At 58.9% G+C, this 20,187-nt stretch carries 21 protein-coding genes; 11 read left to right on the forward strand and 10 right to left on the reverse strand.

From position 1 onward, the window contains the following. Positions 1–39 precede the first annotated feature (39 nt). Entirely contained in the window at positions 40–1,425 is a 1,386-nt protein-coding gene (locus ACORQT_RS15455; RefSeq protein ID WP_033643591.1) for a CoA transferase, read from the forward strand. Here ACORQT_RS15455 and ACORQT_RS15460 read toward each other — a convergent pair. After that, positions 1,422–2,297: a LysR substrate-binding domain-containing protein gene (locus tag ACORQT_RS15460; protein WP_047025420.1), complete on the reverse strand. Its 876-nt coding sequence runs from the start codon at positions 2,295–2,297 to the stop codon at positions 1,422–1,424. The two genes, ACORQT_RS15455 and ACORQT_RS15460, sit on opposite strands and share 4 nt — an antisense overlap. Positions 2,298–2,398: 101 nt before the next feature. On the opposite strand from ACORQT_RS15460, the gene ACORQT_RS15465 reads away from it, so the two are divergent. Continuing rightward, positions 2,399–3,814 carry a pyridoxal phosphate-dependent decarboxylase family protein gene (locus ACORQT_RS15465; protein WP_147838094.1) on the forward strand — a complete coding sequence of 472 codons (1,416 nt, stop codon included), beginning with the start codon at positions 2,399–2,401 and terminating at the stop codon, positions 3,812–3,814. A 12-nt stretch (positions 3,815–3,826) separates the two neighbouring features. Here the strand turns inward: ACORQT_RS15465 and ACORQT_RS15470 are convergent, their stop codons facing one another. Further along, a complete protein-coding gene (locus tag ACORQT_RS15470; RefSeq protein ID WP_033643593.1) occupies positions 3,827–4,468 on the reverse strand; it encodes a GNAT family N-acetyltransferase in 642 nt (213 codons plus the stop codon). 794 nt (positions 4,469–5,262) lie between these two features. Between ACORQT_RS15470 and rcsA the strand changes: the two genes are divergently transcribed. Next, positions 5,263–5,892, forward strand: coding sequence for a transcriptional regulator RcsA (gene rcsA, locus ACORQT_RS15475; RefSeq protein WP_019453510.1), 630 nt, complete (start codon positions 5,263–5,265; stop codon positions 5,890–5,892). A gap of 217 nt (positions 5,893–6,109) precedes the next feature. Here the strand turns inward: rcsA and dsrB are convergent, their stop codons facing one another. Further along, positions 6,110–6,310 (reverse strand): protein DsrB, encoded by a 201-nt coding sequence (gene dsrB, locus ACORQT_RS15480; RefSeq protein ID WP_033643594.1) that lies wholly within the window; start codon positions 6,308–6,310, stop codon positions 6,110–6,112. A 320-nt stretch (positions 6,311–6,630) separates the two neighbouring features. Beyond that, the gene (gene cspE, locus ACORQT_RS15485) at positions 6,631–6,843 is read right to left on the reverse strand and encodes a transcription antiterminator/RNA stability regulator CspE (RefSeq protein WP_004935122.1); all 213 of its coding nucleotides are present in this window, start codon (positions 6,841–6,843) and stop codon (positions 6,631–6,633) included. A 375-nt stretch (positions 6,844–7,218) separates the two neighbouring features. Here cspE and ACORQT_RS15490 point away from each other — a divergent pair, with 375 nt between their 5' ends. The 3 genes from ACORQT_RS15490 (at position 7,219) to ACORQT_RS15500 (ending at position 9,479) form a co-directional block, all read left to right on the forward strand. After that, positions 7,219–7,596 carry a hypothetical protein gene (locus ACORQT_RS15490; RefSeq protein ID WP_116286298.1) on the forward strand — a complete coding sequence of 126 codons (378 nt, stop codon included), beginning with the start codon at positions 7,219–7,221 and terminating at the stop codon, positions 7,594–7,596. A 509-nt stretch (positions 7,597–8,105) separates the two neighbouring features. After that, on the forward strand, positions 8,106–8,315 hold the full coding sequence (locus tag ACORQT_RS15495) for a hypothetical protein (RefSeq protein WP_004935132.1): 210 nt from the start codon (positions 8,106–8,108) through the stop codon (positions 8,313–8,315). Positions 8,316–8,471: 156 nt separating this feature from the next. Continuing rightward, positions 8,472–9,479: an NAD(P)H-quinone oxidoreductase gene (locus ACORQT_RS15500; RefSeq protein WP_033643596.1), complete on the forward strand. Its 1,008-nt coding sequence runs from the start codon at positions 8,472–8,474 to the stop codon at positions 9,477–9,479. 43 nt (positions 9,480–9,522) lie between these two features. Here ACORQT_RS15500 and ACORQT_RS15505 read toward each other — a convergent pair whose 3' ends face one another. Then, the gene (locus ACORQT_RS15505) at positions 9,523–10,575 is read right to left on the reverse strand and encodes an SDR family oxidoreductase (protein ID WP_046687367.1); all 1,053 of its coding nucleotides are present in this window, start codon (positions 10,573–10,575) and stop codon (positions 9,523–9,525) included. Between the two features lie 110 nt (positions 10,576–10,685). On the opposite strand from ACORQT_RS15505, the gene ACORQT_RS15510 reads away from it, so the two are divergent. Then, positions 10,686–11,618 (forward strand): LysR family transcriptional regulator, encoded by a 933-nt coding sequence (locus tag ACORQT_RS15510; RefSeq protein WP_147838096.1) that lies wholly within the window; start codon positions 10,686–10,688, stop codon positions 11,616–11,618. Positions 11,619–11,621: 3 nt separating this feature from the next. Here the strand turns inward: ACORQT_RS15510 and ACORQT_RS15515 are convergent, their stop codons facing one another. The 3 genes from ACORQT_RS15515 to ACORQT_RS15525 form a co-directional block, all read right to left on the reverse strand. Next, a complete protein-coding gene (locus ACORQT_RS15515; RefSeq protein ID WP_019453502.1) occupies positions 11,622–12,011 on the reverse strand; it encodes a YidB family protein in 390 nt (129 codons plus the stop codon). Positions 12,012–12,106: 95 nt separating this feature from the next. Beyond that, positions 12,107–12,355, reverse strand: a complete 249-nt coding sequence (locus ACORQT_RS15520) for a GlsB/YeaQ/YmgE family stress response membrane protein (protein ID WP_004935146.1) — start codon at positions 12,353–12,355, stop codon at positions 12,107–12,109. Positions 12,356–12,366: 11 nt separating this feature from the next. Then, a complete protein-coding gene (locus ACORQT_RS15525) occupies positions 12,367–12,567 on the reverse strand; it encodes a glycine zipper domain-containing protein (protein ID WP_033643599.1) in 201 nt (66 codons plus the stop codon). 628 nt (positions 12,568–13,195) lie between these two features. Here ACORQT_RS15525 and ACORQT_RS15530 point away from each other — a divergent pair. Then, positions 13,196–14,116, forward strand: coding sequence for a Kdo(2)-lipid IV(A) acyltransferase (locus ACORQT_RS15530; protein WP_033650814.1), 921 nt, complete (start codon positions 13,196–13,198; stop codon positions 14,114–14,116). 176 nt (positions 14,117–14,292) lie between these two features. Continuing rightward, complete coding sequence (gene yjdN / locus ACORQT_RS15535) at positions 14,293–14,712, forward strand: VOC family metalloprotein YjdN (protein WP_046687369.1); 420 nt, start codon at positions 14,293–14,295, stop codon at positions 14,710–14,712. A gap of 15 nt (positions 14,713–14,727) precedes the next feature. Here the strand turns inward: yjdN and ACORQT_RS15540 are convergent, their stop codons facing one another. Continuing rightward, positions 14,728–14,922 (reverse strand): hypothetical protein, encoded by a 195-nt coding sequence (locus tag ACORQT_RS15540; protein WP_089191962.1) that lies wholly within the window; start codon positions 14,920–14,922, stop codon positions 14,728–14,730. 160 nt (positions 14,923–15,082) lie between these two features. On the opposite strand from ACORQT_RS15540, the gene ACORQT_RS15545 reads away from it, so the two are divergent. Together ACORQT_RS15545 and ACORQT_RS15550 are read left to right on the forward strand one after the other, a co-directional pair. After that, complete coding sequence (locus ACORQT_RS15545) at positions 15,083–16,636, forward strand: sensor domain-containing diguanylate cyclase (protein ID WP_060660554.1); 1,554 nt, start codon at positions 15,083–15,085, stop codon at positions 16,634–16,636. Positions 16,637–17,130: 494 nt separating this feature from the next. Further along, a complete protein-coding gene (locus tag ACORQT_RS15550) occupies positions 17,131–18,024 on the forward strand; it encodes a Kdo hydroxylase family protein (RefSeq protein WP_047025418.1) in 894 nt (297 codons plus the stop codon). 43 nt (positions 18,025–18,067) lie between these two features. Here ACORQT_RS15550 and paaZ read toward each other — a convergent pair whose 3' ends face one another. Next, positions 18,068–20,134: a phenylacetic acid degradation bifunctional protein PaaZ gene (gene paaZ / locus ACORQT_RS15555; RefSeq protein ID WP_164057878.1), complete on the reverse strand. Its 2,067-nt coding sequence runs from the start codon at positions 20,132–20,134 to the stop codon at positions 18,068–18,070. Positions 20,135–20,187 lie beyond the last annotated feature (53 nt).

Genomic DNA, 20,187 nt, shown 5'->3' on the forward strand with positions numbered 1-20,187 from the left:
CGCTAGGCTATATTTCCGTTTACCCACAAGGAGCGGCCGATGACTCCCCTGATCCACACTCTGCTCGACGAGATTTGGCAAAGCCTCGGGCAATGCCCCGCCCCCGCCGATCGCCTCACCGTAAGCGGCACCGGTGCATTGCCTTCGGCTTTTCCCGTGACCGAATTGGCCACCGCCGCCTGGAGCGCCGCAGGTTTAGCCTGCGCCGAGCTGCTGCGGCGCGAGGGCGCCGCCGCGCAGCAGGTTTGGGTCGATCAACGCCTGGCCTCGCTTTGGTTCGGCTGGACGCTGCGCCCGCTGGGTTGGACGCTGCCCGCCGCCTGGGACGCGCTGGCCGGCGACTACGCCACGGCGGACGGCTGGATACGCCTGCATACCAATGCGCCGCACCATCGGCGAGCGGTGGAGCAGGTGCTGGGCCCGGCATCGAAGAAAGGCGCGCTGGCGGAACGTGTGCTGGCCTGGAAAAAAAGCGAGCTGGAGGAAGCGGTGATCGCGGCCGGCGGCTGCGCAGCGCAAATGCGTTCGGCGGCCGCGTGGCGACAACATATTCAGGGTAAAAGCGTGGCGCTCGAACCGCTGATCCACACCGCATTGCAGCCGGAAGCGCCATCGCCCGGCTGGACGCTGCCCGTCGCCCGGCCGCTGCACGGCGTGCGGGTACTGGACCTGACGCGCATTCTCGCCGGGCCGATCGCCACGCGTTTTCTCGCCGGCTTGGGCGCCGACGTGCTGCGTATCGACCCTTACGGGTGGGATGAGCCCGGGGTCGAACACGAAGTGATGTTGGGCAAGCGCAGCGCGCGCCTCAATCTGACCAATGCGCGCGATCGCCATACGTTTGAGCACCTGCTGAGAAACGCCGACGTGATCGTGCACGGCTACCGCGCCGGCGCGCTGGAGAAACTGGGCTATGGCGCGGAGGAAAGGCACGCGCTGGCGCCGGGCCTGATCGACGTCTGCCTGAATGCCTACGGCTGGAGCGGGCCGTGGCGCACCCGGCGCGGTTTCGACAGTCTGGTGCAGATGAGCTGCGGGCTGGCGGAGGCGGGCATGGTTTGGCGCAGCGCCAGTTTGCCGGTGCCGCTGCCGGTACAGGCGCTGGATCACGCTACCGGCTATTTGATGGCGGCGGCGGTGCTGACCGGTATGACGCAGCGCCTGTACCGCGGCACCGGCTATCGCGCGCGCTTGTCGCTGGCGCGGACGGCGCAGCTGCTGCTGGCGCATCCCTACCCGACGCATTATCGGCCGGAACCGCTGACACCGGCCGGAAGCGCCGACGAGAACCCTGAAACGGAACTGACTCACTGGGGGGCCGCGCAACGCCTGCGCGCGCCGTTGAGTCTGCAGGGCACGGCGCTGCAATGGGCGCTGCCGGCGACCACGCTCGGCACCTCGCAACCGGAATGGCTACGCCGCTAAATCGCCGCCAACTGCTGCTGAAGCCACTGCAGCAAGCGGGTGACCGCCGGCGTCAACCCGGCGGTCTGCGGCCATGCCAGATAAACGTCGTCATCGCTCAGGCGACAGGGCGCGGCCAAGGCCACCAGCCTCCCCGCGTCGAGGGCATCCTGCACCAGCAGCTTTTTCGCCAACGCGATGCCAAACCCTTGCTCCGCCGCGCGAATCAATAATCCGGCATCGTTGAACAACGCCTGTTGCCGCCCGCATAACGGGCGCCCCTGCGCGTTGAACCAGTCGCGCCAGGGACTGACGTCGTGCTCGAGCAACGGAATATCGCCACCGTTCTCGAAAGCCGCCCCCCATTCTCGCGCCATATCCGGCGAAGCGACAGGCAACACGTCACCCGCTGCGATGCGCTGCGCCTGCAGCCCCGCCCATTGACCGCTGCCGATGCGGATCGCCGCATCGAACCCCCGCTGCGACAGATCCTGCAGCGCCAGCGACGCATCGATATCCAGCGCAATATCGGCACAGGCCTCATGAAAAGCCGACAGACGCGGCAGCAGCCAGTAATGGGCAAAAGACGGCAACACGCTGATGCGCAGCGTCTGGCTTGCCGCCGCTCGCCGGGCGCGGGCGACGCCCTGCTGCAGCGCCTGCAGCGCCGGCTCTACCGCCGCCAGCAACTCTCGCCCGGCGGCATTCAGGCGCACGCCGCGCCCGCGCCGTTCAAACAGCGGAGAGCCGACCGCCTGCTCCAGCAGCTGAATTTGCTGGCTGACCGCGCCGTGCGTCAAATGCACCTGTTGCGCCGCAGCGCGCAAATTTTCCAACCTGGCGGCGATCGCAAAGGTCGGCAAGACATGCAAGGGAATGCGTTCACTCATCATTGGTTAACCAGGCTATCCAAAAAGGTTATTTTTCATCGATTTTGACCGGCAGGCAAATGTTCTATGTTTACCCCATCATCCCTGACGCTTTCGGAGCCGCCATGCACCCACGTTTACAACAGGACCTCGCACAGTTTCCGCAGATCCTCGATCGCACCCGCCAACTGGCGGAAGATTTCCTGGCTGGGCTGCAGCAACGCTCGGTCTGCCCACCGCTCGAGCATCAGCAGCTGCAACCGGGCGACGATCGGCTCGACGAAAACGGCGAAGGCGCCCTGGCGGCGCTGGAGCGCTTTTGGCAACGTTATCAGGCCGGCATTTCCGCCAGCGCCGGCCCGCGTTATTTCGGCTTCGTCACCGGCGGCGGCACCCCGGCGGCGGTCGCAGCGGACTGGCTGGTTAGCGTGACAGACCAAAATAGCCTGCTCAGCCATGATACCATCGCAGCCACGATCGAGCTGGCGGCCGTGACGCAATTGAAATCCCTGCTGGGCCTGCCGGAAACGTTCAGCGGCAGCCTGGTCAGCGGCGCGACCATGGCCAATTTCACCGGGCTGGCCATTGGTCGGCAGTGGCTGGGGCAACAGCGCGGCGTGGATATCGCCCAACAAGGCCTGGCGGCGTTGGGCCCGATCCGGGTTCTGGGAGCCAATCCGCATTCCAGCAGCGTGAAGGCGCTCAGCATGCTCGGTATCGGCCGCGAGGCATTGACGATCGTCGCCAGCCTGCCGGAGTCTGAAGCCATGGATATGGCGGCGCTGGAGCGGCAGCTGGCCGCTAGCGCAGGCCAGCCAACGTTGGTACTGGCCAGTGCCGGCACGGTCAATACCGTCGCTTTCGACGATCTGCCGCAACTGCTGGCGCTGCGAGAGCGTTATCCATTTTGGCTGCATGTCGATGCGGCATTCGGCGGCGTGGCGGCCTGCTCGCCGCTCTACGCCCCAAGGCTCGAGGGCTGGCAGCATGCCGATTCCATCACCGTCGATGCGCACAAATGGCTGAACGTGCCTTATGACAGCGCGATCCAATTTACCCGCCATCTGGATCTGCAGATGCAGGTATTTCAGAACCATTCGGCCTACCTGGAAGCACCGACGCTGCGGCCAGACAACTATCTGCATCTGACGCCGGAAAATTCGCGCCGCTTCCGCGCCCTGCCGCTTTGGCTGACGCTGAAAGCCTATGGCCGCAGCGGCATACGAGATATCGTCGAGCGCAATGTCGAACTGGCGCAGGCGCTGGGAGCGGCGTTAGCGGCCGAGGACGGTTTCCATCTGTTGGCGCCCGTGAATATGAACGTGGTGTGCTTTGCCCTCAGTCATCCACAGGGCGACAGCGAAGCGGCGCGCGATCGCTTTCTCGAACGCCTTAGCCGGCATGGGGTGGCGCGTTGCACCCCTACGCGTTATAACGGCCAGCCGGGGATCCGCGCCGCGCTGGTCAACTGGATGACGGAGGAACAGGACATTCGCCTGACGCTGGACTCGCTGCGCCATTGCCTGGCGGAGACGGCCTAAACGCCTGGCGCGTCACCCGGGCTGGAAGGCCTGCAAACGCCGTTCTTGCCGCCCGTCGTCGCCGATGTTATCCGGCGACAGCCAGGCGGCAAACGCCGAGCGCAGCGCCGGCCATTCTCCATCGATGATCGACAGCCAGTCGGTGTCGCGCGTGCGTCCTTTGACGACGACCGCCTGACGGAACGTGCCCTCATAGCGAAAGCCAAAACGCTCGGCGGCCTGACGCGAAGGCAGATTGAGGCTATCGCATTTCCATTCGCAGCGCCGGTAACCCAGATCGTCAAACAAATGGCGCAGCATCAGGAAAATGGCCTCGCTGCCGAGCGCACTGCGCTTCATCAGCGGGGACCAGTTGATGGTGCCCAGTTCAGCCGCACCGTTGGCGGGATCGATGCGCAAAAAAGCGCAGGTTCCTACCGCGCGCCCGTTCGCCTGATCGATCACCACCATCGTGCGCCTGTCGGCGCTGGACGCCAGGGCCTGCAGGTAATGCTGAAAATCCTCGCGTGTCTGCGGCCGCGCCCAAAACAGATAGGTCCAGTCGCGGTCGTCCTCGGCGGTTTGATAAGCCTGATAAAGCTCGTCGCCCCAGCGTTCGAGGTTCAGTGGTTCCAGGCGGCAAAACCGCCCTGACAGTAACGCTTGCCCGGGCATGCCTGCCGGCTGCCAATGAGGGAGGGCATCGCCTATCGGCTGCCCATATTGATTTTGTCTCACCGCGACATCCTGTTTTTGAAAGGTGCAAAAGCAAGTTAAAACCGGCGCGGGTCAGAAACAACTCCGACCTGCCGCCGCCCCTGCCGACCAGCTGGCAAGACGATAGTTTAGAAAAATCACTCAATCACCGATAAACATTCACACAAATAATTTCATATGAAATAAATATCCACATAACCTATTGTAAAATGGTGATTTATGGCAACAATTAAGCTACACATTCCAGCAATAATGTTAACTTTTGTTTGTTGTTATGATAAAAACAGAAGCGCTTATCATTAGCGAAAGGTGCCAAGACAATCATAAGACAATGATTTTTATGATTAAAAATAGAAGAACCCAGGAGCGAGTGCTTTTTGAGCACTTAAAAAGCACGCTAAAAGACTTCAAAAAAAAGACACATGAATTTTTTTTAAGACTTTTCCTAGCAAACTAAAATTTTGTTTCGTGACATGATGAACAGATTATCAGCAGACAATGCCAGCAGGCGCGGGCGCCAAGCGCGAATCAGGCCCATCATGCCGACGCCGGGCGAGTAGCGGATCGCTCTGACTTAAGCCAAACTTATAGATTCATGCGATTAATAAGTTTAGTATGAAAATATCATTGAGTGCCGTCGTGTTTATTGATAGAACACTCGCTACACTGAATTATTGTTCCATTTTGCCTTTCGGCTTTTTAGGCTTTTTCTCATATTACCGCAGTAAAACGGATTTAAGTGGGGGTGCGATATGCCAACGATTATCATGGATTCATGTAGCTATACCAGATTGGGGTTAACCGACTATCTGACTTCGCATGGCGTGAAGAAGCGCCATATTAATGCCATCGAGGACATTGACAGCCTGCATGAAAAATGCAGTAAGTTGAATCCTAGCCTGGTGTTTATTAACGAGGACTGCTTCATCCATGAAGCAAACGCCACGGAGCGAATAAAACGGGTGATTTCACTGCACCCGGATACGTTATTCTTCATCTTCATGGCTATTACCAATGTACATTTCGACGATTATTTATATGTTCGCAAGAACGTCATCATATCGTCAAAATCCATCAAACCAGAGACTATGAATCAGCTACTTAGTCATTATCTCGAGAAAAAATCCCTACGGGTGGAGAAATCCTCTCTGGATCAAACGCCGGTGACGCTGAGCCAAACTGAATCGAACATGTTACGCATGTGGATGTCCGGGCAAGGCACCATCCAGATATCAGACCAGATGCAAATAAAGGCCAAAACGGTCTCTTCCCACAAGGGAAACATCAAGCGGAAAATAAAAACGCACAACAAGCAGATCATTTACCACGTTGTCCGTTTGACCGACACATTGACTAGTGGAATATTCGTCAATAGCCGCTGAACCGTAGAGAACGCCCCAACTTTGTTTACCCATCGTTAAATATCCGGTGATAACGTAATCCGGTTCTCAAACGCTGGGATAACCAAAAGAATACCTGCTGCGTTATCCCCCGCTAGCGCAACGGGTATTTTTATGTCGTCGATAAAAAAATTCTTACCGCATTGAAATAATCTCAAAATAGACAGTTTCGTTAGCAAATTAATGAGATTGTTCGAAGTTACTGCCCGGGCGCGCCGCAAGGCTCCACAAAAGTGCCGTCACGGCTGTCGATTTCATTAAAAAACCACACGCCCGCCGGGTAGTCCTCAAGAGACACCAGATACATGGTACCTTCGTTGAAGACCTCTACGGCCAGAATGACGCCTTCGCGCCGTGGGCCGCCATCTGTTTTTACCGTCACTCGATCGTTAACCTGCATACCCTTCCCCATTCTTTGCGATTGGCATCAGTGTATTACAAAACCCCGGGTGAAGGACACCGCCCCAGCCCTGCCGGTCTCTGCTATCAGCGTAGCAGCCGCCTGGATTTTCACTTTCTTAACGGTTTGACCGCAGAATCTTAAGCCGTCCTCGCGTAACCTGTCTTCAGGCGTTTCCCCCCCCAGAGAAGCGCTTGCAAATGAAGAAGTAACAAGGAACTTTTGCCCGCAGACTTGCGGGCTTTTTTTATGCGCCGTCAAATTGCAGGCATAAAAAAACCCGCCTCGGCGGGTTTTATTCAATCAGCGGTAGACGCCAATTAGATAGCGGTAACGTTAGCCGCAGATGGACCTTTCGCACCGTTCTCGATAGAGAACTGTACGTTCTGGCCTTCAGCCAGGGTCTTGAAGCCTTGATCCTGGATAGCAGAGAAGTGTACGAATACGTCTTTGCTGCCGTCTGCTGGGGTGATGAAACCAAAACCTTTAGCTTCGTTGAACCACTTCACTTGACCTTTGATCATGTTGGACATGTCTAATTTCCTTCAATAATAATGTTAGCCGCCATGGGCGAGATAGCCGGTCATCAGTTACTTATGGAGGCACTGGAAAGGAAATTCGTCAGAGAAGGGCTATCCGGGATAACGCTTTAAATTTGAACTACTTTACTCAAAATGTCGTGCATAAATAGGTCTGTACCACAGGCCGACATCATTAACTCACGAGCGAGCGGCAATAGCAACCTTTTTCGCCGTGCAGGGGCGTTAATCTCGGCTAAACGCACAGGATTTGACCCCGTCTGCCTACGGGATCGCCAGCTGAATCCCCATTACGCCGCAGGCAAATGATAGTAATTCTCGTTTTACTGTTTTATAGTTGCCCGGCGTAATCATCCAGGGAGATCCACCATGCCGAGATGGCTCACATTACCGGCCGCCAGCGCCGCCGCCCTGCTGGCCTTTGCCGCTTACAGCGCCCCGCTTGGCGCGCTGGAGCTGAATTATCAAGCCCCCGATCCCAGCGTCGCCCCCGCGCCCAAGCCGCCGGCGTCGCCTGGACCCGCGCCCAAGGCCGAGAAACCGCCGATCACCTGGGCAGAGGCGCGAGATAAAAACGGTTTTCGCGTCGACATCGAGTGCGATCATCCGGGCTGCAGCAAGCCGCGCACCAAACCTTATCCCGCGTATGACGGCCCGGTGAAGAAAACCGATCGCCGCCGCCAATCCGATCCTTATTCCACCAACCAGGATCCCGATTACAACATTCAGTTAGGCTATGAGTGGTAATGACGCTTTCGGAGAATACCTATACCTCACGCAATCACGGCCGCTTAGAATGGCGTCAGTTCACCACTCCTCCTGGTGTTGAACATGACAAGCTGTGTTGCAAATCTTTATGCGCCTCCCTATAGGCGCTTTTTTTTTGCCCTTCTCGCATCACGCCTTCCCGATTACAGATTGGTCTCATTGCCCTGCAAAGTGATGAATGTCACAAATACGCCTCCTTGCCATTCTTATTCGGAGGTGATGTTCATGGCCACAGGATCTCTTGCCCTCCTGGCCGTCTTGGCCGGCATTGCGGGCTATGCGCTCTATAAACACTTCAAATCTCAGAAGAAAAGCGCATTCGTTCGCCCGCACGATCGGTAATCGACAACGCATTTTCACCGCAAAGGCGCGGCACGCCGCACGCCGCGCCTGCGGTTATCGTCATCCTTTCATCACAAAACTGTCACAATATGGCCATATGATGATTAGCGATTATCCGTTCTGGCTTAACACCAAGGATTTCGCCCATGACCATAATTAAAGCTGCAAACCACCAGGAAGCAGAAAAGCTCATCCGCGCCGGCACAGCCAAGAAAATCGAACTGGCTTACGACATCGGCAGCGACGATTTCTTCCAGCTTGCCAGCCTGTGGTGCGATAAAGGCGCCAAGATCTCCAAAGGAAAAGAACACTTTATCGTTTCATTGAAAGGGTTCCGCATCCCCCCTAACGATTGATGCCCAGCCGCCCATCGCGGCGGCGTCTCCTCCTCTTCCTCGCAAAACCGCTCTATTCGACCACGCGCACCTCATTCGATTTCGCTAAGCTAACAGCAGACTTTATTGTGGACGCGCCACCTGATAACCGCGTCCGCCACGATGAGGAGAGTAACCATGTCAACGAATGCACCGCTGCCCGACACGATGAAAGCGATTGAGATCAGCCAACCCGGCGCCCCCGAGGTTCTGGTCGTCGCCGAACGTCCGGTGCCGGTTCCGCAAGCGGGCCAACTTCTGGTGAAAATCGCCGCCGCCGGCGTTAACCGCCCCGACGTGCTGCAACGTCAGGGGAACTATGCGCCACCGCCCGGCGCCTCGGATATTCCCGGCCTCGAAATTGCCGGCGAAGTGGTGGCCATCGGTGAAGGCGTGACCCGCTTCGCGATCGGCGATCGGGTTTGCGCCCTCATCGCCGGCGGTGGCTACGCGCAATACTGCGCTGTGCATGAAAGTAATGCGCTGCCGGTTCCGGCGGGCCTGAGCCTGACCGAGGCCGCCGCGCTGCCGGAAACCTTCTTTACCGTCTGGGTCAACGTGTTCCAGCGCGGTCACCTCAAAGCCGGCGAGACCGTGTTGATCCACGGCGGCACCTCGGGTATCGGCACGGTCGCCACCATGCTGGCGAAAGCCTTCTGCGCCCAGGTGATCACCACCGTCGGTTCAGAAGAGAAGCGTCAGGCGAGCCTGGCGCTGGGCGCCGACGTGGCGATTAATTACCGCAACGAAGACTTTGTCGCCCGCACCAAAGACGCCACTAACGGCAAAGGCGCCGACGTGATCGTCGATCTGATCGCCGGCGACTATGTGGCCAAGAACTATCAGGCCGCAGCGATGGAAGGCCGTATCGTGCAAATCGGCACGCAAAACGGCGTGGTAAAAGAGCTCAACCTGATGCCGCTGCTCTTGAAACGCTTGACCCATACCGGTTCGACGCTGCGTTCGCGCAGCGTCGCGGACAAAGCGCAGATTGCCGCCGAGCTGCACGAGAAAGTTTGGCCGCTGCTGGAGCGCGGCGTGCTGAAACCGCAAATCTTTAAAACCTTCCCGCTTGAAGAGGCGGCCGCTGCGCATGCGCTGATGGAATCCAGCGAGCACATCGGCAAAATCATGCTGACGTTCTGAGACCTTTCCCCGCAGCGGGGCTGCGGGGACATTTATGCCGCATTCAGGGAATGATGCGGCGACGACGGAATGCATCGAACAGCGAGAAAAACATGGCTTCGGTTTCGACAAACTGATGGAAACCGAAACGCCGCGCCTTGCTGCCGTCCGCGAACATGTCGTAGTCCCAGGAAAAGACGAAATCGGCGAAACGCCAGCCGGCCACCGCCCGGTAATCGGGCTCGGTCAAGGAGTGCCGTTGCGCCAGCTCACGCCACAGCGGCGCTTTGTCCGCCATCATGTTTTCCAGCGTCATCGGCAACGGCGGCGCACATTCCAGCCCGAAGTACGCGGCGATTTTCGGCCACATTTCGCTCCAGCGAAACAGATCGCCGTTGTTGATGTTAAACGCCTGATTGGCTGCCGCAGGTTCGGTCGCCGCCCAGAGCGTGGCGCGCGCCAGCAGTCCGGCGTCGGTCATTTCCAACAGGCTGTGGTAAGCGCCCGGCTTCCCGGGAAAGCGCAGCGGCAGCCCGAGCGCTTTACTGATCGAGGCGTAAACCGCGATGCTTAACGCCAGATTCATCGGGTTGCCGAGCGAGAAGCCCCCCACGACGCTCGGGCGAATGGCGCTCCAACGCCAGCGCTTGCCTGTTTGGCGCTGCTCCAGATACTGCTGCTGCGCCGCGTTAAACTCCGGCGGCATATGCCCGGCATCGCTTTCACGCGCCGGCGTTTTAAACGGCCCCAAATGCGCGCCATAAACTTTATAGCCCTGCATCAGGCTGATATGCTCCAACGCCGGCGCAATCGGCTCCAGCCCTTCGACAACGTGTTGCAACATTTGCAGGTTCGGCGCCACCAGCCCCGCCCAATCCGGAGCATCCTGATAGGCGGCATAGAAAACGTGGCTAATCGCGCTCAGCGGCCGCAGCGCGTCCCGCGTCGCCGCCGCATCCAGCAGGTCAACCTGCAGGTGGCGCACCCCAGGCGCCGGTTCGCCGCCCCGGCGCGAAACGCCCACCACTTGCCAACCTTGGTCGATCAGCTCCTCAATCAATCGGCGCCCAATCACACCATTGGCGCCGATCACCAGCGCCTGTCGCTTTGCGTTCATTTTGTCACCCCTCGGATTATCGATACCCTGAGTGTTATTGATTAGCGATACTTGCGGTAGATGAGGGTTTCCACTAACACTAATAAGAAATATCTATAGGCAAAATCGACATGGATAAGCTGAACGCAATGAAAACCTTTATGCGGGTGGCGGAGCTGGGCAGCCTGTCGGCCGCCGCGCGCGATCTGCGTTTGACGCAGCCGGCGGTCAGTCAGCAAATCGCCGGTCTGGAACAGCAGTTGGGGGCGCAGCTGCTGTTTCGCAGCACGCGTGCGGTCACCCTGACGGAGGCCGGCAATGATTACTATCAGCGCCTCAAACCGATTATGGCGGCGGTCGACGAAGCGGAAGAGGCGTTGCACGGCCAGCACCACCAGCTGCAGGGCAATTTGCGCCTGCATGCGCCGACCGGATTCGGGCAACGGCATATCACCCCTTTGGCCATCGCGTTCCAAAAGCGTCATCCGGATCTCACCATCGAGCTGCTGCTGGACGATCGCCGCGCCGACGTCATCGGCGAAGGCATCGACGTGGCGCTGCGCTTCGGCGAATTGCACGCGCCCGGCATGGTGGCGAAACGGTTGGGTGAGCTGCAACGCCTGCTGGTCGCGTCGCCGGCCTATCTGGCCAGGCATGGCGCCCCTCGTTCGCCGGCGGATCTGGTGAAACATGCGCACATTCGCTACAGCGGCCTAAACGATGGCGATACGCTCACCCTGCTCGGCCCCCACGGCGCCGAGATGGTCGCGCTGCGGCCCACGTTTCGCGCCAACAATACCTTATCGCTGCTGGCGGCCATCGAGGCCGGGGCCGGCATCGGTGGCGCTCAGCGGCCGCTGATCGGCGAACAGCTGGCGACGGGGGCGCTGGTTCCCGTCTTGCCGGAATACCGCTACCCGCCCATGGAGCTGCATGCGGTCTATCCCGCTTTACGTTTTATTCCGCAGAAAGTGCGCGCCTGGGTGGCGCATTTGCAACAGGCGTTGACGGCGATCGAGGGAATTAGCGGAGTGAATGCCCCCGGCCAGACGCCGGGAGCATAATCATTATTTGAACAGTTTGCCGACCATGTCGCCCAGTTCATTGCTGTCTTGCTGCACTTCACCGTTTGGCGAAGCGGCATCCGCTACCGTCGGCAAGAACTGTGCAATGGTGCTGGACGCCTGGGCCGGATCGACGCCCAGCTTTTCAGCCAGTTGATTGATCGCATCGCTGCCCAACGCCTGCTGCACATGATCGCCGGTAATCGGCTGGTTTTCGCCGTTACCGAGCCAGGAACCGACGATATCGCCGAACTGCCCCTGGCGGAACTTGTCTAAAATGGCCTGCAGGCCGCCTTGTTGCTCGACCCACTGCATAATGGCGATGTAGTCGATGCCTTTGCCGTTGGCGCCGCCGCCCAGAATGTTACCCAATACGCTATCGAACAGACCCATGATATTCCCCTTTCAGCCGCTGCGGCCCGTGCCGCACAGCCGGATTGATTTCACGAAAAAGGGCCGCCGCGGCGACCCTGTTGAGCAACGGCTGCTTAGCCTTTGATCTTCCTGTAGACAAAAAGCACCACCAGGGCACCGATGACCGCCACCACGAAGCTGCCCAGGTTAAAACCGTCAACGCGTCCCATACCGAAGAAGGTGCTGATATAGCCGCCGACGACGGCGCCCACGATCCCCAGTATAACGGTAACAATAAAGCCGCCGCCGTCTTTGCCCGGCATAATCCATTTAGCCAGGATACCGGCGATTAAACCAAAAATGATCCAGGAAATGATGCCCATTTTTACTCTCCCTATTGCCTTTTGCCTAACAGAAATCCTATTACCAGGCCCACGACGGCGCCGGCGCCTACCCCTGCCCAAGGGTTATCCTTGATGCAGGCACATGATTGCTCGAGCGCTGCCTTTACGCCGCTGCGCACTTCGCAGGCGGTGGTTTTAACGTAGTCGCTCGGTTGCTCAACACCGCTTAGATCGTCATTTTCATATGACATGTCAAATCCTTACAGACCCGCCCTCTGAGAACTTCGTCACCTGTTTCACGTCCGGCGCCGCCCGTTCCGCGATCTTGCTCTGGACACTCTGCCCACAGCCGTTCAAGACGGGGCGTACGGCGACAAACGCACAACATCACACTATGACTATAGTAAAAAATCAGCGGTTTACCCATTTCCGTCCGTCTGAATTTCACCGCGTCAAAAGCGATCGCATTTCATCCCATTGTCATCTGGGCAGGCTAAACTTTAAACACAGCCTCCTGGAGGAAACGCCGATGTTCAATGCCCCTTTTGTCCTGATCCTCGCGCTGCTGTATGCGCTGGCTGCCGTTTGGGACGGTTCCGCCGCGTTACTGTTTCTCTAAGGTTACATAGCGGTTGTCACTTTTGCGATGCGCTGAATTGTGTCCTTATTTTTCAATGTCGCCAGCCGGTTGAAATAGCGGTGAATATCCGCCCTTCCCTCGGTAAAAATCTCATTTCGTTCCGTTTTCCGTCTGCGCTTAAATAAAGCGTAAAAAAAAGCATGAATGGAAAACCCGGTCTCACAAAAAATGCTCTATCATTTCGCACATAACAATTTGGGTTAAGGTCCCATTGCGAAATTAAAGGAAGAACAGAAAAAATGATTTCAAACCAACGCTTTGAGCGCGAATTCTTGCGCCCTCGTTATTGGTTGCTATGGATAGGGCTGGGAATACTCTATCTATTGGTGTTATTGCCCTACCCGCTCATTTATCGGCTTGGACACGGCCTTGGCAGAATCGCCATGCCCCTGATGAAACGCCGGGTAAAAATAGCGCGCCGTAATTTAGAACTCTGTTTCCCTGAGATGCCCGCCGCCGAACGAGAGGCGCTGATTGTCAAAAATTTTGAGTCCGTCGGCATGGGCCTGTTCGAAGTCGGCATGGCCTGGTTCTGGCCTGACTGGCGCATCGCCCGTTGGTTTAAGGTGAGCGGCATGGAAAACATGCAGTTGGCGCGTCAGGACGGGAAAGGCGTGCTGCTGATCGGCCTGCATTTCCTCACTCTGGAGCTGGGCGCGCGCATCTTCGGCATGCAAAACCCCGGCATCGGCGTACACCGCCCGCACAATAACAAGCTGATGGAATGGGTGCAGACCTGGGGCCGGCTGCGCTCGAATAAATTCATGATCGATCGTAAAGATATCAAAGGCATGATCCGCAACCTGAAGCAGGGTGAAATCCTGTGGTACGCGCCGGACCACGATTACGGCCCGCAAAGCAGCGTGTTCGCACCGTTCTTCGCCGTGGAAAACGCCGCCACGACGACCGGCACCTATATCCTGGCGCGTATGGGGCGGCCGTCGATCGTGCCATTCGTGCCGCGCCGCCTGCCGAATGCCCGCGGCTACGAGCTGATCGTGCAGCCGCCGCTGACGGACTTCCCGCTGGACGATGAAACGCGCGCGGCGGCCATGATGAACCGCGTGGTGGAAGAACAGGTGCTGCTGGCGCCCGATCAATACATGTGGTTGCACCGCCGCTTTAAAACCCGCCCACCCGGCGAACCTTCGCTGTATTAACCGCCTTCGTGCCTTCGCCCGCCCTGCCGGCGGCGAAGGCGCTCACCTCGCACGAGCATTCTACGTCAGGGGGACTACACTAATAAGTCACCGACGGCAATTATTGCCGCCAGCAATCATTTCTTCCCGCCCGAGGGCCGGTCGTTGCCTGTCGGGCCACAACCGAGGTCAATGTCATGCTGGTACAACCCTATTTGTTCTTCAGCGGTAACTGTGAGCAAGCGATTAACTTCTATGTACAGCAGTTGAATGCCAAAATTGAAATGGTCATGCGCTTTAAAGACATGCCCGAAGAAGCCCGCCAAGGCGGGCCGCAGGACGTCAATCCTGAAGCGATCATGCATGCGCGTCTGCTGATTGGCGACGGCGTGCTGATGGCCTCCGACGGCTGTCCGCAGGATGACAGCGGCGGCGCTTCCCACAAAGGCTTCTCGCTGTCGCTGAACCCCAGCGACGCGGAACAAGGACGCAAACTGTTCGATAATCTGGCGCAGGGCGGCCAGGTGACGATGCCTTATCAAGCCACCTTCTGGGCCAAAGGCTTCGGCATGCTGACCGACAAATTCGGCGTCAACTGGATGATCAACGTCGAATAACCCCGCATGGCGCCGCTAGCTGTAGCGGTGCCAGTCATACGCCGCTTTGGCGAACAGCACGAACAACACCGTCAACAGCGCCAGCCCCAACCGCCAATAAGGCGACCGTCGCCGCCGCCAGGCGAAGAACATCATCACCGCCAGCGCCCCCAGTGTGAGGGGGTAATACACCGCCAGCGTCAGTAAAGCGATAATGATGTAATCCGACATGGCTCTTTTACTCCTTCGCGTTCACACCGCCGCAAATGCGGGGTGCGAGGCGCCTTTCTCCCTATCGCCACGTTAAGGGCTAGAGGTCTGGCGCATTTATGCATAAAATATAAGATTGCTCTTAACTCAAATTGAATAGTAATCAAACAACAAGGGTGACATGACTCAGCAGCAACCCATACAGGATGCCGCGGCGCCGCGCAGCGTTAAAAGCTCCCCATTATTATTTCAGGCCGGCGTGTTTGTCATCATCGTTGCCGCCACGCTGATCCTCTTTAACAGCTGGCAAATCTGGAACGCGCACCAGCGGGATCTGCGCAGCGCCGAGCATGAATCCGCCAACCTCGCCCGTTCGCTGGCGCAGCATGCCGACGATACCTTCATGCAGGTAGACGGCAATCTGCTCGATCTGACCGAACGTCTCCAGAACGACGGGCTGGGGCCCTCGCAATTGACCCGGCTGCAACGGGTGATGCAAACCCAGGTCGGCAACCTGCCGCAGCTGCACGGGATGTTTATCTACGATGCGAGCGGCCGCTGGCTGGCGACCTCCTCGGGCAAATTCATCAAGAACGCCAACAACGCCGATCGCGATTACTTCAAATATCACCAAAACCGCGATGGCGGCGGTTTGTATATCGGCGAGGTGATCCGCAGCCGCACCACCGGCGATCTAATCATCCCCGTTTCGCGGCGCTTCAACAACCCGGACGGCAGCTTTGGCGGCGTGGTGCTGGCGACGCTGTACGTCGATTATTTTCGCCAGTTTTACGACAGTTTCGCCCTCAACACCGACGCCTCGCTAAATCTGCTGCTGGCGGACGGCACCATCCTCTACCGCCGCCCTTACTCGGCGGCCTCGATCGGTAAAAATATCGCCAAGGGCGTGTTGTTCAGCGAAATATTGCCGCATTCGGAATTCGGCAACGCCACCATCACCTCGCTGTACGACAAAGTGGAGCGCATCTACGGCTATTCGCGGGTCAACCGCTTTCCGCTGGTGATCGCCGCCGGGCTGTCGAAACGCGACGCGCTGGCGGACTGGCGCACCGACGCCGGCCTGTTCGCCGCCGGCGGCCTCTCTCTGCTGATGATCCTGCTGGCGATGGGCGCGGTGCTGCTGCGGCAAATCAAGCACAGCATGCAAACCGAAGCCGAGCTGATGCGCACCCGCGATCAGCTGACCAGCATCAACCAGATGCTGGAAGAACTGGCGCTGCTGGACAGCCTGACCGGCCTGGCCAACCGCCGCCAGTTTGATATCGCGCTGAAGAACGAGCTGGCGCGCGCCTCGCGCAACTACCGCAGCGTGGCGCTGCTGATGCTGGATATCGACTACTTCAAGCAGTACAACGACAGCTACGGCCACGTCGCCGGCGACCAGTGCCTGCAGCAGATCGGCCAGACGCTGAAAGGGTTGGCGTGCCGCAGCAACGATATTCTGGCGCGCTACGGCGGTGAAGAGATGGGGATTATCCTGCCGGATACCGACGTGCAGGGCGCGCTGATTTTCGCCGAACGCGTCATCCAGGCGGTGCGCGATCTGAAGATCCCGCATCAGGGTAACCCGCACGGCATCGTCACCATCAGCATCGGCATCTGCGCCAAAGTGCCGCATATGTATAACGATACGCCGATCAGCTTTATCAATGAGGCGGACAGCGCGCTGTATCAGGCCAAGAAAAAAGGCAAAAACTGCATTTACGGCGCTTAATCACTCATCGGGCCACCAAAATTGGGCGGCCCGATTTATTCCCACGACAAAAATGAAATAATTTCCCGCCGAAACATTATTTCCCCAATTTGCCCCGCTCTCGGAATGAAATAACGCCAATAAATAAGCAGCATATTTATTTCCATTACAATTCAATAAGATAAAAAATGCGCTATTCAGCGAACAATTCGTGCCATTTTTGATTATTCGTGCCCACGCCGAACCTCGTTTAGCCTCCGTTTACTTTTCATTGGCATTGCCGGTGATACCCTTAGCAGGACTATTCTATATATCAGGAAGCCATCGCACGCTTCGGCGCACTGCGCCCTGCTGATACATCCATAATAGAACCCATAAATTTCACGTTGCATTTGGGCGACCGACGCAAAGACTTTTGGCGTCGCTCCAGCCAGCCACGGCGCAAGCCAGTGCAGCCAACCACGCGGCAACCTGAAAGGCGGGAATAAAGCGATATAGATTTGCGAGGAGATCTCATGCCTACTGGCGATATTATGCGTGAACAGGCCGTCCTGACGCTGCCGTTGCGACAATGGGCGGCAGCGGAAGCATCTAGCGCGGTCAGCGAACTGGAACAGGGCAAGGTGCTGTTTCTGCCCGAACTGGCCTTCACCCTGTCTGAGCAGGAAATGCCGCTGCTGGATCCGGCGCTGGTCGATCCGAAGCGCAAAAACATCAGCTATCAACCGCTGTCCGGCAAGCTGACCGGCGTCGCCGTCGCAGAGCGCCGGCAGCAGGTTCAGCAACTGCTGGAACGTTATTACCAATCTTGCCGCCAGCTGATCGCCGGGCTGTTGCCCGAGTATCAGGAGGCGCTGCACCATCCGACCGGCAGCCTGCGTTTGCATCCGGTTTCGGCCTGGCGCGCAAGCAGCTCCTGGCGCAAAGACGACAGCCGGCTGCACGTCGATGCTTTCCCGTCGCGCCCGAACTACGGTGAACGTATTCTGCGTATTTTCACCAACATCAATCCGCACGGTGAACATCGCCAATGGCGCGTCGGCGAACCGTTCCCTGAGCTGGCGCAACGCTTCATGCCGCGTCTGGCGCGCTACTCCGCCTTTAGCAGCTGGTTGCAGCACCGGGTACACATCACCAAAACCCGCCGCAGCCATTATGACCACCTGATGCTGCAGTTGCATGACGCCATGAAGGCCGACGGCGATTATCAACAACAGGGGCCGCAGCTGGCGCTGGCGTTTCCGCCGGGCAGCAGCTGGATTTGCTTCTCGGATCAAACGCCGCACGCCGCGATGGGCGGCCAGTTTATGCTGGAACAGACCTTCTTGCTGCCGGTGAACAAGATGCAGGATCCGCAGCGCTCGCCGCTGAAAGTGCTGGAACAGCTGCGCGGTCAGCCGCTGATCTGAATAGATTGCCGCCGCCGGCAGCTCCGGCGGCGGCAAGCGCGCATCACGCCTCGAAGTCCCCCTGTTGGCGCGCCACCAACGTCAGGATGCTGTACAGCGCCACCGGCTGCTGTTCCTGATTCAATACTTGCACATCCCACACCACCACGCCGTGCGGCCGATCTTCGGCGGTTTTCTGCGGCTTGCGGATCTTCTTCTTGCAGGTCAACCGCACCTGAATGGTGTCGCCGATCTTCACCGGTTCGATAAAGCGCAGATTCTCCATGCCGTAGTTGGCGATCACCGGCCCGACGGCGGCATCGACAAACAGCCCGGCCGCGGCGGACACCACAAAGTAACCGTGCGCCACCCGCTCGCCGAACAGCGAATCGGCGGCGCCGATCTTGTCCATATGCGCGTAGAAATGATCGCCGCTCAGGCAGGCGAAGTTGACGATATCCGCTTCGGTCACGGTACGGCGCGCGGTCAACAGGCTGTCGCCCAGCTGCAGCTGCTCGAAGTATTTCCGGAACGGATGTACCGGGTGCTCGGCGACCGGCGCGCCGCGCACCCATTCACCGCCGATGGCCGCCAGCATCGCCGGACTGCCCTGGATCGCCGTGCGCTGCATATAGTGCTTCACCGCGCGCAGTCCACCCAGCTCTTCCCCGCCGCCGGCGCGCCCCGGGCCGCCGTGCACCAACATCGGCAGCGGCGACCCGTGGCCGGTGGACTCCGCCGCCGCCTGTTCATCCAAAATTAACATGCGGCCATGGGCGCACGCCGCCGCGCGAATGAAGCGCTTGGCCAATGCCGGATCGGCGGTCACCAGCGAGCCCGCCAGGCTGCCCTGCCCCAGCAACGCCAGCGCGATCGCCTGCTCGGTATCCGCATACGGCATCAGCGTCGCCACCGGGCCGAAGGCCTCAGTGCCGTGCACCGCCTGATGGGTGAACGGATCGGCGCAATACAGCAGGGTCGGCGGATAAAACGCCCCGCCGCGCGCGCCGTCGCCCAGGATTTCCAGCTTATCCAGCGCCGCGCCGCACAGCGGCTCGCAGCCGTTGCGCAGCAGAAACTCCACCTTGCTTTGCACATCATCACGCTGCTCGTGGCTGACCAACGCCCCCATGCGCACCTGCTCCAGCTGCGGGTCGCCCACCGTCACCCCAGCCAGGCGCTGCAACAAGGCCTGACGCACCGCAGCCACCTGCGCCGCCGGCACGATGATGCGGCGGATCGCGGTGCACTTCTGCCCCGCCTTGGCGGTCATTTCACGGCACACCTCTTTGATAAACAGCGCAAACTCCGGCATCTCCGGCGTTACGTCTTCCGCCAGCACGCAGCAGTTGAGCGAATCCGCCTCCATGGTGAAGGCGATCGATTTCTCCAACAGCCGCGGGTGCGCGCGCAGCCGCTGCCCGGTCTGCGCCGAACCGGTGAACGTCACCGCATCCTGATAATCCAGGTGCGCAAACATGTCGCCGACGCCGCCACATACCAACTGCAGCGCCCCTTCCGGCACCAGCCCGCTGTCGACGATCAGCCTGACCATCGCCTGCGTCAGCTGCGCGGTGGCGGTGGCCGGCTTGATGATGGCCGGCATGCCCGCCAGCCAGGTCGGCGCCAGTTTTTCCAGCATGCCCCAGCAAGGGAAGTTGAAGGCGTTGATATGCAGCGCCACGCCCGGGCGCGAGGTCAATACGTGGCGAGCGGCGAACTGCGCCTGTTTCGACAACGGGATCAGCTCATCCTCCGGCCACAGGGTATCATCCGGCAGATCGCGGCCGGCCATGCCGGCATAGGCGAACAGCGTGGCGATGCCGCCTTCGATATCGACCCAGCCGTCGCTGCGCGTCGCCCCGGTTTGATAGGAAATCTGATACAGCGCCTCTTTGTGCGCCAGCAGGTGTTTCGCCACCGCTTTGAGCATCTGGGCGCGCTGCTGGAACGTCATTTGCGCCAGCGCCGGCCCCCCGTGGCGGCGGGCATAGCTCAGGCTCGCCGCTAACGGCAGGCCGTCGGAGCAGACCTGGTACAGCGCCTCGCCGGTCACGGCGTGGCGGATCTCGCGGCTCTCTCCCTGCCCATACACCCAGGCGCCAGAAAGATAACTGTGTAACTGCTGCATGTGCCCTCCAAAATTCATAAATTTTCACCATACAGCTTAATTACGTATCACAT

Origin of the sequence: Serratia sp. (in: enterobacteria), from assembly GCF_052400455.1 — a bacterium.
Classification (GTDB): Bacteria; Pseudomonadota; Gammaproteobacteria; order Enterobacterales; family Enterobacteriaceae; genus Serratia; species Serratia ureilytica.

Excerpts from the sequence above, each read along its gene's own strand:
- ACORQT_RS15455 (WP_033643591.1), top strand. The coding sequence starts at position 40 with ATGACTCCCCTGATCCACACTCTGCTCGACGAGATTTGGCAAAGCCTC.
- ACORQT_RS15460 (WP_047025420.1), bottom strand. The coding sequence starts at position 2,297 with ATGATGAGTGAACGCATTCCCTTGCATGTCTTGCCGACCTTTGCGATC.
- ACORQT_RS15465 (WP_147838094.1), top strand. The coding sequence starts at position 2,399 with ATGCACCCACGTTTACAACAGGACCTCGCACAGTTTCCGCAGATCCTC.
- ACORQT_RS15470 (WP_033643593.1), bottom strand. The coding sequence starts at position 4,468 with ATGCCCGGGCAAGCGTTACTGTCAGGGCGGTTTTGCCGCCTGGAACCA.
- rcsA (WP_019453510.1), top strand. The coding sequence starts at position 5,263 with ATGCCAACGATTATCATGGATTCATGTAGCTATACCAGATTGGGGTTA.
- dsrB (WP_033643594.1), bottom strand. The coding sequence starts at position 6,310 with ATGCAGGTTAACGATCGAGTGACGGTAAAAACAGATGGCGGCCCACGG.
- cspE (WP_004935122.1), bottom strand. The coding sequence starts at position 6,843 with ATGTCCAACATGATCAAAGGTCAAGTGAAGTGGTTCAACGAAGCTAAA.
- ACORQT_RS15490 (WP_116286298.1), top strand. The coding sequence starts at position 7,219 with ATGCCGAGATGGCTCACATTACCGGCCGCCAGCGCCGCCGCCCTGCTG.
- ACORQT_RS15495 (WP_004935132.1), top strand. The coding sequence starts at position 8,106 with ATGACCATAATTAAAGCTGCAAACCACCAGGAAGCAGAAAAGCTCATC.
- ACORQT_RS15500 (WP_033643596.1), top strand. The coding sequence starts at position 8,472 with ATGTCAACGAATGCACCGCTGCCCGACACGATGAAAGCGATTGAGATC.
- ACORQT_RS15505 (WP_046687367.1), bottom strand. The coding sequence starts at position 10,575 with ATGAACGCAAAGCGACAGGCGCTGGTGATCGGCGCCAATGGTGTGATT.
- ACORQT_RS15510 (WP_147838096.1), top strand. The coding sequence starts at position 10,686 with ATGGATAAGCTGAACGCAATGAAAACCTTTATGCGGGTGGCGGAGCTG.
- ACORQT_RS15515 (WP_019453502.1), bottom strand. The coding sequence starts at position 12,011 with ATGGGTCTGTTCGATAGCGTATTGGGTAACATTCTGGGCGGCGGCGCC.
- ACORQT_RS15520 (WP_004935146.1), bottom strand. The coding sequence starts at position 12,355 with ATGGGCATCATTTCCTGGATCATTTTTGGTTTAATCGCCGGTATCCTG.
- ACORQT_RS15525 (WP_033643599.1), bottom strand. The coding sequence starts at position 12,567 with ATGTCATATGAAAATGACGATCTAAGCGGTGTTGAGCAACCGAGCGAC.
- ACORQT_RS15530 (WP_033650814.1), top strand. The coding sequence starts at position 13,196 with ATGATTTCAAACCAACGCTTTGAGCGCGAATTCTTGCGCCCTCGTTAT.
- yjdN (WP_046687369.1), top strand. The coding sequence starts at position 14,293 with ATGCTGGTACAACCCTATTTGTTCTTCAGCGGTAACTGTGAGCAAGCG.
- ACORQT_RS15540 (WP_089191962.1), bottom strand. The coding sequence starts at position 14,922 with ATGTCGGATTACATCATTATCGCTTTACTGACGCTGGCGGTGTATTAC.
- ACORQT_RS15545 (WP_060660554.1), top strand. The coding sequence starts at position 15,083 with ATGACTCAGCAGCAACCCATACAGGATGCCGCGGCGCCGCGCAGCGTT.
- ACORQT_RS15550 (WP_047025418.1), top strand. The coding sequence starts at position 17,131 with ATGCCTACTGGCGATATTATGCGTGAACAGGCCGTCCTGACGCTGCCG.
- paaZ (WP_164057878.1), bottom strand. The coding sequence starts at position 20,134 with ATGCAGCAGTTACACAGTTATCTTTCTGGCGCCTGGGTGTATGGGCAG.